Raw genomic sequence first — 13378 nt, 5'->3', positions numbered from 1 at the left:
TCCGGGGAAATCGGGCGCGCGGGGGTCAGCCCTCGTGGGCCTTGCCGAGCTCCACCGAACGGTCCTTCGCGGCCTCGATGGCGGCCAGCATCGCGGCGCGGACGCCGTGCTTCTCGAGCTCGCGGATGGCGTTGATGGTCGTCCCGGCGGGCGACGTCACGGCCTCGCGCAGCAGCACGGGGTGCTCGTCGGATTCGGCGAGCATCTTCGCCGCGCCGACGGCCGACTGGATGATCAGCTGCCCGGCGAGCGCCCGCGGCAGGCCCAGCAGGATCCCGGCGTCGATCATGGCCTCGACCAGGTAGAAGAAGTAGGCGGGCCCGGACCCGGACAGCGCGGTGACGGCGTCCTGCTGGCTTTCGGGCACCTCGACGACCTGCCCGACGTGCGAGAGCAGGTCCCGCACGACGGCGAGGTGCTCGGCGGTCGCGTACCGGCCGGCGGAGATGGCGCTCATCGCCTCGTTGACCAGCATCGGCGTGTTCGGCATGACGCGGACGACGGGGACGCCCTCGGCGAGCCGCCGCTCGTACAGCGCGGTGGGCAGCCCGGCGCACAGCGAGACGACGAGCGACGACGGCGCGAGCAGCGGCGCGAGCTCGTCGAGCACGGGCTCGATGTCCTGCGGCTTGACGGCGACGACCAGGATGTCGGCCCGCTTGGCCGCTTCCCCGACCTCGACGCCGCGGATGCCGTAGCGGGAGGTCAGTTCTTCGACGCGCGCCGGGTACCGCTCGGTGAAGAGGAGGTCGCCGGCTTCGTGGCCGCCGTGCAGCAGCCCCGAAAGCAACGCCTCACCGATCTTGCCCGCACCCAGCACCGCGATGACCGTCATGGGAGCAAGCGTGCCAAACACGCCTCGGCCGCCCGGTGCCGGGTTACCGCGTTCAGCCGCCCGGTGCCGGGGCCAGGCCGAGCTGCCGGGCCTGGCACACCAGCCTGCCCTGCGCGTCCACCACCGTCGCGTCGGAGTCGAACCAGGACTCGTGCACCGACCTCGACTCCACCACCACCCGCAGCCAGCCCGGCGCCGGGCGCGTCCGCAGCAACGCCGTCAGCTGCACCGTCGGGGCCCAGCCGATGCGGCCGAGGTTCATCACCACCGGCGGGTTCACGTCGGACGCCAGCAGCGAAAAGTACGGGTCGGCCAGGCTGTGCCGCGGCCGGACCCACAGCCGCATCCGGGGTGGCTCGCCCGTGCGGCCGGTCAGGTAGCCCGCCGTCGCCGGGTCCAGCCGGACCTCGCAGCCCTTCGCCAGGTTGAACGGCCCTTCGGTGCTCTCCGCCATCGCCAGCGCGCCAGGCGGCGGCTCGGCGGGCATCGACGGCACGTCGGTCCACTCCGGCCGCCGCATCGGAAGCCGTCCCGTCGTCACCCTGGCCTCGACGCAGCTGCGGCCGCGCTGCTCCAGCCGGACCTCGACCACCGTCGCGCGGCGGCCGACCTTGCGGACGTCCGTGCGCAGCAGCACCGGGCCGAGCGCGGGTGCGTGCAGGAACTCCGCGCTGACGACCAGTGGCTCCGCGTGCGGCTCACCGCGCTCGTGCAGGGCGGCGACCGCCGCCCTGGCGAGCAGGGCGAGCAGGAAACCCCCGTGCGGGTGCGAGCCGATGGCCCATTCCGCACGCAGCACCGCGGTGAAGGTGCCGTCCCCCAGCGACCGCGCCGCACACGCCGTGTCGAAGGACACGGCGGTGCCGTCCATTCCGCTCACGAACGGTCCGCGCCATTTCGGGAATCGGGGCAGGTGACGAGCAACGAGAGCGACGGTTTCACGGTCCGAACTTTACGGGTTGTACCGGCGGAAATGCACTCGGGAGCAGGTAGGCCCGGCGCGTTATTGCCCGAGGTGGAGCCGCGCGAACAACAGCGCCTCGGCCAGATCGCGGACCCGCTGGGCCGCGGTGCCGACGTGCCGGGTGTTGATCTCCAGCACGATCTGGCCGGCAAAACCGTTGCTGACCAGCTTCTCGAGCAGTTCGGCGCACGGCTGGCCGCCACGGCCGGGTACCAGGTGTTCGTCCCGCGGGACGCCGGTGCCGTCGGCCAGATGGACGTGGGTGAGCCCGTCACCCATCCGTTGCGCGAGCGCCAGCGCGTCCATCTCGGCTGCCGCGGTGTGGGACAGGTCGAGCGTGTAGTGCCGGAACCCGACGTCCGTCGGATCGATCGACGGCCGGAACGCGGAGACCCGCGAATTCTTCGAACCACCGGGCGGCCGGACCTTGAACATGTTTTCCACGGCGATTTCGACGCCGCTCGACTCCTCCAGTTCGGCGACCAGATCGCCGAACGCATCCCCGTACCGGCGCTGCCAGCGGAACGGCGGGTGCACCACCACCGTGCGCGCGCCCAGTTCGAGGGCGGCGTCGACCGACATCCGCAGCCGCACGACCGGGTCCGGCGACCAGATCCGCTGGGTGATCAGCAGCGACGGCGAGTGCACCGACAGCACGGGCACGCCGGTGCGCCGCGACCAGCGCCGCAGTGCGGTGACGTCCTGGCTGACCGGGTCGGCCCAGACCATCACCTCGACACCGTCGTAGCCGAGCTCGGCGGCCAGCTCGAAGGCCGTGCCCGCCTTGAGGGGCCACACGGACGCCGTGCTGAGTCCGACGGGGACCGGCTGCTCGTCTGTCACGCGCGCCATCCTGCCTCGTGACCGAGGGTGCGTGGCGCCGCCGGGCCGCCAACGCGACGCGGATCACCGCGTCAGCGGCCGACGAGCAGCAACGCAGCCGGCGACACCGTCACCACCAGGCCCACCAGCACCGCGAGCACGGTGGTCTGCAGGTCTTCGGCGCGGCGGATCTTCCGCACGATCCAGACCAGCGCGACGACCACCAGCAGCGCGGCGATCAGCGCGGCGGCGGGGATGTTGACCCACAGCCAGTTGAAGCCGAGCCAGACGGCGGCCCCGCCGACGACGCCCATCGCCAGCTGGCCGGCCAGTGCCAGCCACTGCTTGCCGGGCGAAGCCGCGGGCTCCGGCTCCGCGGCCGGCTCGGGCGCGTCGTCGTACTCGTCGTCTTCGTAGCCTTCGCCCTGCTCGTAGGCGTAGTCGTCCTGTTCGAAGTCCGGGCCGTCCGCCGGGTAGCCGTCGGCGAACTCGCGCTCGTAGGGCGCGAGGTCGTCGGGGACCGGCGCCCGCGAAGCCCGGTCGCCGGGGGCGAACGGCATCGGCGGCGGGTACGCACCGGTCGGCGGGCCCGCGTCGTAGGCGGCCTGGTAGCCGCTGCTCTCCGGGGCGAAGCCGTCGGGCTCGAAGTCCTCCTCGGGGTAGCCGTCGTCCGGGGTGTCGGTGGGCACCGCCGGCATGACGCCGATCTCGGTGTCCTCCATTAGCTCCTGCTGCCGCCGCTTGCGCCAGTTCGCCAGCCCCGCGGGCGACGACGGCTCCGGCGGTTCGGGCTTCTGGCCCTTCGGCGGCACCGGCGGGGCGGACGGCTCGTCGTCGGGGACCGCCGAGAACTGCTCGGTGTGGTCCTCGCGCTTCGGCTCGGGGCGGCGCGCCGGGGCGCGGCGGGGCCGGCCGGGCGCGGCGGGCGGCGTGGCGAACGGCCCGCTGGCCATCGGGCCCGGCGGGACGTCGACGTCGGCGTCCGGGGTGCCGTTGAGGCCGTCGAGCCGGGCCGACAGCGGGCCGCCGGGCGGCGGCGGGGGTGTCGGCAGCTGCTGGGACGGCTGGGGCGGCACCGGCAGCTGCTGAGACGGCTGCGGCGGCACGGGGCGGCGCCGGACCGGCGGGACGGCCTCGCGGGTCTCCTCGGCCGCCGGCGGGGCCGGCAGCTGCTGCGAAGGCTGCGGTGGCACCGGCAGCTGCTGGGACGGCTGCGGCGGCGGCACGGGCAACTGCTGCGAAGGCTGCGGTGGCGGCGGTGGCGGCGGCGGGGTCTGGCGGCGCGGCGCGGCCCGCGGCGGCACCGGCAGCTGCGCGGACTCCTGCGGGCGCGCGAACTGCCCGGACTCCTGCGGCGGCCGGGCGAACTGGCCGGACTCCTGCGGGGCCGGGCGGGCGTACTGGCCGGACTCGGCGCCGCCGGGGGCGGGCCGAGCGGGCGGCGGCACCGGCCGGGGCAGCGGCTGGGAGTCCTGCGGGACCGCGCGGGGCGCGGGCGGCGGCGGGGACGGCGACTGCTCGGCGCGGCGCCGTCCGGCGGGCCGCGCGGGTGGCGACGGCGGGGGCGGGGTGCCCTCGGAAGCCACCCGGTCGATGATCGCCTGCGGGCCGGTGTCGCTCACGCCCGGCCGCCGGTGCGAGCCGGTCGCACCGGGCGGGGCTTCGGGGGTGCCGGGTTCGTCGTCGTCATCGGCGGCACGCCGACGGCGACGGCGTCCGCCGTCGACCTGGGCACCGTGCTGGGCGAGGAGCTCAGCAACGGTCTTCTGCGGCTGGTCGCCTCCGGTCTGGTCCGTCATACCTGGTGATCCCCTGCGCGCACCGAGTTGAAAGTTTCGGCACCTTGCGAAGCAGCACCTGACGGCACACCGGCGGCGCCGCGCGCGCCGTACACCGACCTTTGCATGTCCGTCACCTCTCCACCGTGCCCGTTATCCGTGCGGGAAGTCCAGCCGCGTGCTTTCACCGGTCCTCCTGTGCGCCGAAGCGCCCCACGGGGGCGGCTCCAGTCTCATCCGCGCCGTTCGAATGGTCCAGCCGCCGCAGGATGACGCCCTCTCGCAGAGCCCACGGGCAGATCTCGAGTTCCGGCACACCGAGCGCCCGCATCGTCGCCTGCGCGACGAGCGCACCCGCCACCAGCTGGTGCGACCGGCTCGAACTGACGCCCTCGAGCTGCGCGAGATCGGCCGACGGCATGCGCGAGATGAAGGCCAGGAGCTGGCGCAATGCGGTGTCCGTGAGCGTACGTCGGACGCGGGGGCCCGCGGCCGAGGGGGCGGCGCCGGTCAGCCGGGCCAGGGAGCGGAACGTCTTCGACGTCGCCACGACCCGGTCGGGTTCACCCCATTTGGTGACCTTGCGCGCGAGGTCAGTGAGCTGGTCGTCCAGCCAAGCCGACGTCGCGACGAGCTCGGAGCGCGTCGGCGGGTCGTGCCGGAAGCGGGTCCGCGTGGTGCGGCCGGCGCCCAGTGGCAGCGATTCGGCCAGCACCGGCGCCTCGTCGCGGCCCATCGCGACCTCCAGGGAGCCGCCGCCGATGTCGAGCACCAGCAGCTGCCCGGCCGACCAGCCGTACCAGCGGCGGACGGCGAGGAACGTCAGCCTCGCTTCGTCGGTGCCCGAAAGGACCTGCAGGTCGACGCCGGTCTTGTCGGCCACGCGGGCCAGCACCTTGGCGGAGTTCTTCGCTTCGCGGACCGCGGACGTGGCGAACGCCATCAGCTCTTCGCAGCCGAGCCGCGCGGCGGACTCCTTCGCGGATTCGACCGCGGTCACCAGGTCGTCCGCGCCGGCCTTGGTGAGCTCGCCACCAGGGGTGATCTGTTCGGCCAGCCGCAGCACCGACTTTTCGGAATGCATCGGCGTCGGGTGGGCGCCACGATGGGCGTCGACCACGAGCAGGTGGACGGTGTTGGAACCGACGTCGAGTACCCCTAGGCGCACGGGGGTCCAGGGTACCGGCCCCAGCCTCAGGTCTCGAACATGTAACCAACAACACTCGGTGCGGTACCGCCCCGGCGCGCCTCCACCGCGGGCGATACCGCACCGAAGCGGGCTTACGTTTCGAACTTGTAGCCGAGGCCGCGGACGGTCACCAGGTGACGCGGGGAGCCCGGGTCCGGTTCGATCTTCGAGCGCAGCCGCTTCACGTGGACGTCGAGCGTCTTCGTGTCACCGACGTAGTCCGCGCCCCACACCCGGTCGATCAGCTGCCCGCGCGTCAGCACCCGGCCGACGTTGCGGAGCAGGTACTCGAGCAGGTCGAACTCCTTGAGCGGGAGCGACACCTCGGCGCCGTCGACGGTCACGACGTGCCGCTCGACGTCCATCCGGACCGGGCCTGCCGAAAGGACCAGCGGGGCCAGCTCGCCTTCGGAGCCGGGCTCGCCGCCGCGGCGCAGCACCGCGCGGACCCTGGCGATGAGCTCGCGGGCCGAGTACGGCTTGGTGACGTAGTCGTCCGCGCCCAGCTCCAGGCCCACGACCTTGTCGATCTCGCTGTCGCGCGCGGTCACCATGATGACCGGCACCGCGGAGCGCTGGCGCAGCTGCTTGCAGACGTCGGTGCCGCTCATCCCGGGCAGCATGAGGTCGAGCAGCACGATGTCGGCGCCGTTGCGGTCGAACTCCTCCAGCGCCGCCTGGCCGGTGCCGGCCACGGCCGCGGTGAACCCTTCCTTGCGCAGCAGGAAGGCGAGGGGGTCGGCGAACGACTCCTCGTCCTCGACGATGAGAACCCTGGTCACAGGTTTCCTCCATGATCTGGGCTGTCCTGCCCGGTAACCACGAGCCTCGGGGTGCGCTCGGGGGTCTTCTCCTGCCGCGGTGCCGGCGAGGTCTTGGCCGCCCGGGCCGGCTCGGGGGCCGGTTCGGGGCTGACGTGCGCGGGGATGCGCAGGGTGAACGTCGAGCCGGTGCCGGGGCGGCTCCACAGCCCGACCGAGCCGCCGTGGTTGGCCGCGACGTGCTTGACGATCGCCAGGCCCAGCCCGGTGCCGCCGGTGGCGCGGGACCGGGCCTTGTCGGCGCGGTAGAAGCGCTCGAACACGCGCTGCTGCTCGTCCTCGGCGATGCCGATGCCGCGGTCGGTGACGGCGATCTCGACCATCCCGTCGGCGAGCCGCCGGGAGATCGACACCGGGCTGCCGGCCGGCGAGTACGCGACGGCGTTCTCCAGCAGGTTCGACAGCGCGGTGACCAGCAGCGTGCGGTCGCCCTCGATGAGCAGGCCGCTGGGGTTGTCCGTGGTGATGCTGATGTCGGCGGACTCGGCCGACAGCGTGGTGCGGCCGAGCGCCTCGCGGACGACCGCGTCGACCTCGACGACGTTGAGGTCGGGCAGCCGTTCGGCGCCCTGCAGCCGGGACAGCGCGATCAGCTCGGTGACGAGCTGGCCGAGCCGGGTGGACTCGCGCAGGATCTTGCCGCCGAAGCGGCGGACCTCCTCGACGTCCTCGGCGGCGTCGAGCACGGCCTCGGTGAGCAGCGCGATCGCGCCGACCGGGGTCTTGAGCTCGTGGCTGACGTTGGCGACGAAGTCGCGCCGCACGGCCTCCAGCCGGATGGCCTCGGAGTGGTCGACGGCCTCGACGACGGTGAAGCCGTCGCCGAGCGGCCGGACCTGGCCGAGCACCGCCTCCGGCTGGCGGCCGCGCGCTTCGAGCGGCGAGAGGTCGATTTCCAGCGGCTCGTCGGTCTCGGTGACCTGCTCGGCGGCCTTGCGGGCCCGCGGGTCGGCCTGGTTGACCCGGACCAGGCCCAGCTCGTAGGCACGCGGGTTGTGCAGCACCATGTCGCCGAAGCGGTTGAGCACGACGATGCCGTTGTTGGAGGAGCGGACCAGCCGTTCGAGGAGCTCCGCGACGGTCGGGCCCGGTGGCCGGGCTTCTTCCCGGCGGGTGCGGGCCCGCGCCAGGAAGTAGCCGGCCACCGCACCGGCCACCAGTGCGCCGATGGCCAGTGCGAGTGAAACAGGCGTGGTCACGGGCCGATCGTAAGCTGAGAAGTGGCCCTTCGGCCTAGCGTTGTCCGCCTTGTCGTGAGCACCGCGACACCTGCGGAGGACATGTTCGCCGTGGCTTCAGGCGGCGTTCACCCGATCGATTCCCCGGCGAGACATTCCGGCGGATTCACCCGTTCCCGTCGAGGGTCGCCAGATCGTCCCCGGTGAGCTCCAGTCCCGCCGCGGCGACGTTCTGCTCGAGGTGGGCGACGTCGCCGGTGCCGGGGATGGCGAGCACGTGCGGTCCTTGGTGGAGGGTCCAGGCGAGCCGCACCTGCGCCGGGGTGACGTCGTGGCGGCGCGCGACCTCGGCGACCCGCGTCTCCTCCGCCGAGCCGCTGGCCATGGCGAAGAACGGCACGAAGGCGATCCCGCGCTCGGCGCACATCCGGACGAGTTCGTCGTCCTCGCGGCGGGCGGTGAGGCCGTACTGGTTCTGGACGCAGACGACGGGCGCGATCTCGAGGGCCTCGGTGAGGTGCTCCGGGCCGACGTTGGAGATGCCCAGCTCGCGGATCAGCCCGGCTTCGCGCAGTTCGGCGAGCGCGCCGAAGCCGTCGGCGAGTGAGCCGGTGCCGCGGTCGAGGGCCTGGCCGATCCGGTAGTTGACGACGTCGAGGTGGTCCAGACCCAGCTCGCGCAGGTTCTGTTCGACCTGGGCGCGCAGCTGCTCCGGCCGGGCGGTGTAGAAGGTGCCCTCGAAGTCGCGGCCGGGGCCGACCTTGGTGGTGATGACCAGGTCGTCGTACGGCGCCAGCGCGCTGTTGATCAGTTCGTTCGCCGAGCGCGGGCCGGCGAAGTAGAACTCGGCGGTGTCGATGTGGTTCACGCCCAGCTCGACGGCGCGGCGCAGCACGGCGAGCGACGTCTCGCGGGCGCGGATGCCGCCGTCCGAAGTGGACATCAGGCGCATCGCGCCGTACCCGAGGCGGTTGACTTCGAAGGAGCCGAGCTTCCAGGTGCCCGCCGCGGCGGCGGGGAGCGTGTTCGTGGTCATGGCTCCAGGCTTCCGGCGGAGCGGACGTGACCACCGGGTTTGGCAGTTTGCTGCCACACTGGAATGCGTGGAGAAGGTGACTGACGTCGTCATGGTGCGCGGCGAGGCCGAGCTGTTCGAGCGGACGGCGCACCTCTTCGCGCTCGCGACCGAGATTTCCTGCGCGGCCCGCGACCTGCACACGTGGTCGGTGGCGCACCCGAGCGCGCCCGAGCGCGCGCAGGCGGTGCGCGGGATGACCGTGCGCAAGGTGTACCTGCCCGGCGTGCTGTTCGACCCCGCGCTGGCGGAGCACCTGCGGTTCATGGCCGGGCACGGCGCCCGGATCCGGATCACCGAGCGCGAGGTCAACGAGACGATCCTGCTCGACCGCCGCATCGCGATCGTGGCGGGCGACCAGGTCGGCGGGGTCCGCGGCTACACGGTGATCAGCAACCCGGATCTGGTCCAGGGCATCCAATCGCTGTTCGAGGCGGTCTGGCACGGCTCGACGGACCTGGAGTCGTACCAGGCGCGGTTCACCGAGCTGGGCGCGCGGGAGATCCTGGAGCAGCTGGCCTCGGGCTGCAAGGACGAGACGGCGGCCCGTGCCCTCGGCGTCGGCCTGCGCACCTACCGGCGCCGGGTGGCGGAGCTGATGGAGCTGCTGGGCGCGTCTTCGCGGTTCCAGGCCGGTGCCCGGGCCCGCGAGGCCGGGCTGCTGTGACGCCGGCTGCGGTGCCCCGGAAAACCGCGAAGGCCACGCCGCGGGACCGCAGTCTCGCAACGTGGCCTTCGGCGACCAGAACTCAACGGCTGGAGCTCAGCGACCCTGGTTCGCCACCGCGGCCGCGGCTTCCTTGGCCGCGGCCGGGTCGAGGTACTCGCCGCCCGGCTTCAGCGGCTGCAGGTCCTCCGTGAGGTCGTAGCGCAGCGGGATGCCCGTCGGGATGTTCAGGCCCGCGATGTCCGCGTCGGAGATGCCGTCGAGGTGCTTGACCAGTGCGCGCAGCGAGTTGCCGTGCGCGGCGACCAGCACCGTCTTGCCCGCGCGCAGGTCCGGCACGATCTCGGACTCCCAGTACGGCAGCAGCCGCTCGACGACGTCCTTCAGGCACTCGGTCAGCGGGGCCCGGTCGCCGAGGTCGGCGTAACGGGCGTCGCCCGCCTGGCTCCACTCGTCCTTCGGGTCGATCGCCGGCGGCGGGGTGTCGTAGGACCGGCGCCAGAGCATGAACTGCTCTTCGCCGAACTCGTCGAGGGTCTGCTTCTTGTTCTTGCCCTGCAGCGCGCCGTAGTGGCGCTCGTTGAGGCGCCAGTCGCGCTTCACCGGGATCCAGTGCCGGTCGGCGGCGTCCAGCGCGATGTTCGCGGTGGAGATCGCGCGGCGCAGCAGCGAGGTGTGCACCACGTCCGGGAGCAGCCCGGCGCCGGCCAGCAGCTGACCGCCCTGGCGGGCTTCACCCTCACCCAGTTCCGAAAGCGGTACGTCCACCCAGCCGGTGAACAGGTTTTCCGCGTTCCACGTGCTCTGCCCGTGCCGCAGCAGCACCAACGTCCCAATCTCGGCCATGCACCACAGCCTGCCAGAACGCGCCACGCAACCGGCCGGTGACCTCCGTCCTACCCAGAGTGTGTTACTCCGCAGTAACACCTCACTCTTCGACAAGTCCGCCTGCCAACAACGCGCAAAAAACCAGCCGCAGACTGCACACCGTTATCTAACTTTCAAAAATTCACTCGAACGGGCTAGCCAGTAGCCTTGTGATTACCCGCCGGGATCTGACAGGTTGACTACGTCCCGAGCGGCCGGATTCCACGCACTCCCCGGCCGGATTCGGGCGTTGACCGCGGCTCGTCTCCCCCCTGCCGAGCCGCGGCCCGCCGGCCCCGTTGGCACCCCCCTCGTCACCGGGTCCTGATCGGCGGGAACTTCAGCGGGGCGGCTCGAGATCGCGACTCCCCCTCCCTCGAGCCGTCCCGCCTGTTCCGCTCAGCTCTCGCCCGGTTCCGGCGACGGCACCGCCGGACGACGGCGGCGGTACAGCCACCAGCCGACCCAGCCCAGCGGCACGAGGAACAGCAGGAACGGCGCGAGCGCGCCCAGCACGGTCAGCAGGCCGCCGCCGAACACGAGGAACGCGTCCCAGCCGGCGGCCAGCCCGCCGAGGAACCCGCTGCGGTCTTCGGACGGCGGCGGCGGCGTGGCGACGTTGCGGATGGTCATCGCCACGGTCGCCATCGCGACGCTGCCGGCCAGGGAGTTCCGCTGCTGCTGGAGCGATTCGAGGGTCGCCTCGCGGCTCGTCAGCTCGCTCTCGACCGACGCGATCTCGGACACCGAAGTCGCCCTCGCCAGCAACGCGCGGATCCGCTCGACGGACGCCCGCTGCGTCGCCAGCCGCGCTTCGACGTCGACGACCTGCTCGGTCACGTCCTGAGTGGTCAGCTCCCGCTTCACCAGGCGGCTGCCCAGGTGCGAAAGCTGGTCGAGCACGCCGTCGAGCCGGTCCGCGGGCACCGCGAGGCTGAGCGTCGCCAGCTCCTCGCCGGTGCTCTCCTGGCCGGTGTAGCCGCCGGCGCCCTGCGCGATCCCGCGGGCCTGCGCGACGACGTCGGCCACCTTGGGCGCGGTCAGTTCCAGCCGGGCACTGCGCGAAAGCTTGCGATCGGTGGCACCCGGCTGCGGCGGGGCCACCTTCCCCTTCTCCGGCTGGGTCTTGCCGCTGCCCTGCTGCGGCGGCGCGGCCGGCACCGGCCCGGCACCGGCGCTGTCCGCCGTGGAGGCCGACTTTTCCTGGGCTGCCGAGCAGCCGGCCAGCACGAACGCCACGCCCACGACCGCGAGCCCGGCTCTCCAACGAGTCCGCATCCTGCGTCTCCCTCCAGTTTGCCTGGCGAGGGGACGGATGTCCGGTTCAGGACCGTTGCACGGCCAGGGTCACGACTCGGTCAAGCCCGGTTCGTGCGGCTTCTCCGGCGCGACGAGGTGCTTGAACGCCTGGAGGTTGGCCAGGGATTCACCGCGGGAGACGCGCCAGTCCCACTCGCGCTTGATCGACGTCGCGAAGCCGATTTCGAGCAGCGTGTTGAAGTCGCCGTCGGCCGCCTCCAGCACCTGGCCGAGCACCTTGTCGAGCTCGTCGGCGGACATCGTCTCCTTGCCGAACCGGCCGACCAGGTAGATGTCGCCGAGACTGTCCACTGTGTAGTGAACACCGTAGAGCTTCGCGTTGCGCTGCAGCAGGAACCGGTAAACGTCCTCATGGGACTCGTCGGGGCGGCGGCAGACGAAGGCTTCCACGGAGAACGCGTGGTCGCCGTCGACCAGCCACGCGTTGGTCTGCAGCTTCTTGGTGCCCGGCAACGTGACGAAGTACCTGCCGGGACCGCGCCGGTCGTACTTCAGCTCTGCCGAGTCCAAAGTAGACCGGATCAGCTCGTCCAGGCTCACACCGCCACCTCCGTGCGCAGGTCCAGCGCGTGGGAGAACGCGCTGGTGGCCTGAGCATAAATGTCCAGGAGCGCGTCCGTCGTCCGGCGCCAGGAGAACCGGCGCGCGTGCAGGACGGCGTTGGCGCCCAGTTCGGCTCGCCGGTCCGGGCGCAGCGCGACCGCGGCCAGCGCGTCCGCCCACTCGTCGGCGCCGTGCCCGGGCACCAGCAGCCCGGAGACGCCGTGCGGCACCGCCACCGGCAGCCCGCCGACCTCGGCCGCGACCACCGGCGTCCCGCAGGCCTGGGCCTCGAGGGCGACCAGGCCGAACGACTCGTTGTAGCTGGGCACCGCGACGACGTCGGCGGCGCGGAAGACGCGGGCGAGGCGTTCGCCCGGCTGCGGCGGCAGGAACCGGACCTGCGCCTCGATGCCGAGCGAACCGGCCAGCTCGCGCAGGGCCTGCGGCTGCTCCAGCCCGGTCCCCGACGGCCCGCCGACGATCAGCACGACCAGCCGGGCGGCCAGCTCGGGACGGCGCCGCAGCATCGCGGCCGCGGCGTGCAGCAGCACGTCCGGCGCCTTCAGCGGCTGGATCCGGCCCGCGAAGGCCAGCACGACGTCGTCGGGCGCCAAGCCCAGCTCGTCACGCGCGGCCTGCTTCGGCCCGGGGGTGAAGCGTTCGAGGTCGACACCCGGCGGCACGGCGTGCACCGCGTCCGGTTCGGCGTCGTAGAGCTCGATGAGCTGGCGCGCCTCGACCGCGGTGTTGGCGACCAGCCGGTCGGCCTCGGCGACCACCTGCTCCTCGCCGATCACGCGGGTGCGCGGCTCGGGTTTGTCCCCTTCGGCGAGCGCGGCGTTCTTCACCTTCGCCAGCGTGTGCGCGGTGTGCACGAGCGGCACGGACCACCGGTCGCGGGCGAGCCAGCCGACCTGGCCCGACAGCCAGTAGTGGGAGTGGATGAGGTCGTAGTAGCCGGGCTCGTGGAAGGCCTCGGTCCGCAGCACGCCGGAGGTGAACGCGCACAGCTGGGCGGGCAGCTCGTCGCGGCCCAGCGGCTCGAACGGGCCGGCCTGCACGTGCCGCACGGTCACGCCGGGCGCCAGCTCGGCCACCGGCGGCTGGTCGGACGCGGTCGCGCGGGTGAAGACCTCGACCTCGACGCCGCGGCGGGCCATCTCGATCGCCGTCTGGCTCACGTAGACGTTCATCCCGCCGGCGTCGCCCGTCCCGGGCTGCTCGAGCGGGGATGTGTGCACGGATAGCACCGCGATCCGGCGCGGCGCAGCCCGGAACCTCCGGAGGTTGCTGGTCACCTGGTCACGTCTCCTGCGTAC

At 72.6% G+C, this 13378-nt stretch carries 13 protein-coding genes; 1 reads left to right on the top strand and 12 read right to left on the bottom strand.

The genetic code is table 11. The annotated features are described in order from the left end of the window. Positions 1–25: 25 nt before the first annotated feature. The 8 genes from proC to ACLJQE_RS07215 form a co-directional block, all read right to left on the bottom strand. Positions 26–835: a pyrroline-5-carboxylate reductase gene (proC, locus tag ACLJQE_RS07250; protein ID WP_410638220.1), complete on the bottom strand. Its 810-nt coding sequence runs from the start codon at positions 833–835 to the stop codon at positions 26–28. A gap of 52 nt (positions 836–887) precedes the next feature. After that, on the bottom strand, positions 888–1706 hold the full coding sequence (locus tag ACLJQE_RS07245; protein ID WP_410638345.1) for a thioesterase family protein: 819 nt from the start codon (positions 1704–1706) through the stop codon (positions 888–890). 132 nt (positions 1707–1838) lie between these two features. Beyond that, entirely contained in the window at positions 1839–2651 is an 813-nt protein-coding gene (locus ACLJQE_RS07240) for a sugar phosphate isomerase/epimerase family protein (protein ID WP_410638219.1), read from the bottom strand. 62 nt (positions 2652–2713) lie between these two features. Continuing rightward, the gene (locus ACLJQE_RS07235; protein WP_410638218.1) at positions 2714–4420 is read right to left on the bottom strand and encodes a hypothetical protein; all 1707 of its coding nucleotides are present in this window, start codon (positions 4418–4420) and stop codon (positions 2714–2716) included. Between the two features lie 163 nt (positions 4421–4583). Then, a complete protein-coding gene (locus ACLJQE_RS07230) occupies positions 4584–5567 on the bottom strand; it encodes a hypothetical protein (protein WP_410638217.1) in 984 nt (327 codons plus the stop codon). 113 nt (positions 5568–5680) lie between these two features. Then, positions 5681–6370 carry a response regulator transcription factor gene (locus ACLJQE_RS07225; protein WP_003062718.1) on the bottom strand — a complete coding sequence of 230 codons (690 nt, stop codon included), beginning with the start codon at positions 6368–6370 and terminating at the stop codon, positions 5681–5683. Further along, positions 6367–7608 (bottom strand): sensor histidine kinase, encoded by a 1242-nt coding sequence (locus ACLJQE_RS07220; RefSeq protein WP_410638216.1) that lies wholly within the window; start codon positions 7606–7608, stop codon positions 6367–6369. Before ACLJQE_RS07220 ends, ACLJQE_RS07225 begins: the two co-directional genes overlap by 4 nt. 145 nt (positions 7609–7753) lie before the next feature. Beyond that, the gene (locus ACLJQE_RS07215; RefSeq protein WP_410638214.1) at positions 7754–8623 is read right to left on the bottom strand and encodes an oxidoreductase; all 870 of its coding nucleotides are present in this window, start codon (positions 8621–8623) and stop codon (positions 7754–7756) included. 67 nt (positions 8624–8690) lie between these two features. On the opposite strand from ACLJQE_RS07215, the gene ACLJQE_RS07210 reads away from it, so the two are divergent. Further along, positions 8691–9329 carry a DNA-binding response regulator gene (locus ACLJQE_RS07210; protein ID WP_410638213.1) on the top strand — a complete coding sequence of 213 codons (639 nt, stop codon included), beginning with the start codon at positions 8691–8693 and terminating at the stop codon, positions 9327–9329. Positions 9330–9425: 96 nt separating this feature from the next. Here the strand turns inward: ACLJQE_RS07210 and ACLJQE_RS07205 are convergent, their stop codons facing one another. The 4 genes from ACLJQE_RS07205 to mshA form a co-directional block, all read right to left on the bottom strand. Then, entirely contained in the window at positions 9426–10175 is a 750-nt protein-coding gene (locus ACLJQE_RS07205; RefSeq protein WP_410638212.1) for a phosphoglyceromutase, read from the bottom strand. A 420-nt stretch (positions 10176–10595) separates the two neighbouring features. Further along, positions 10596–11474: a DUF4349 domain-containing protein gene (locus ACLJQE_RS07200; protein ID WP_410638210.1), complete on the bottom strand. Its 879-nt coding sequence runs from the start codon at positions 11472–11474 to the stop codon at positions 10596–10598. A 69-nt stretch (positions 11475–11543) separates the two neighbouring features. Beyond that, entirely contained in the window at positions 11544–12056 is a 513-nt protein-coding gene (locus ACLJQE_RS07195; RefSeq protein ID WP_410638209.1) for a YbjN domain-containing protein, read from the bottom strand. Continuing rightward, the gene (gene mshA / locus ACLJQE_RS07190) at positions 12053–13357 is read right to left on the bottom strand and encodes a D-inositol-3-phosphate glycosyltransferase (RefSeq protein ID WP_410638208.1); all 1305 of its coding nucleotides are present in this window, start codon (positions 13355–13357) and stop codon (positions 12053–12055) included. The genes ACLJQE_RS07195 and mshA overlap by 4 nt, the downstream gene beginning before the upstream one ends. Positions 13358–13378: the final 21 nt, after the last annotated feature.

It is taken from the genome of Amycolatopsis sp. lyj-346 (assembly GCF_046548975.1).
Lineage (GTDB): Bacteria > Actinomycetota > Actinomycetes > Mycobacteriales > Pseudonocardiaceae > Amycolatopsis.
This window is presented reverse-complemented; position numbering and strand designations above follow the sequence as displayed.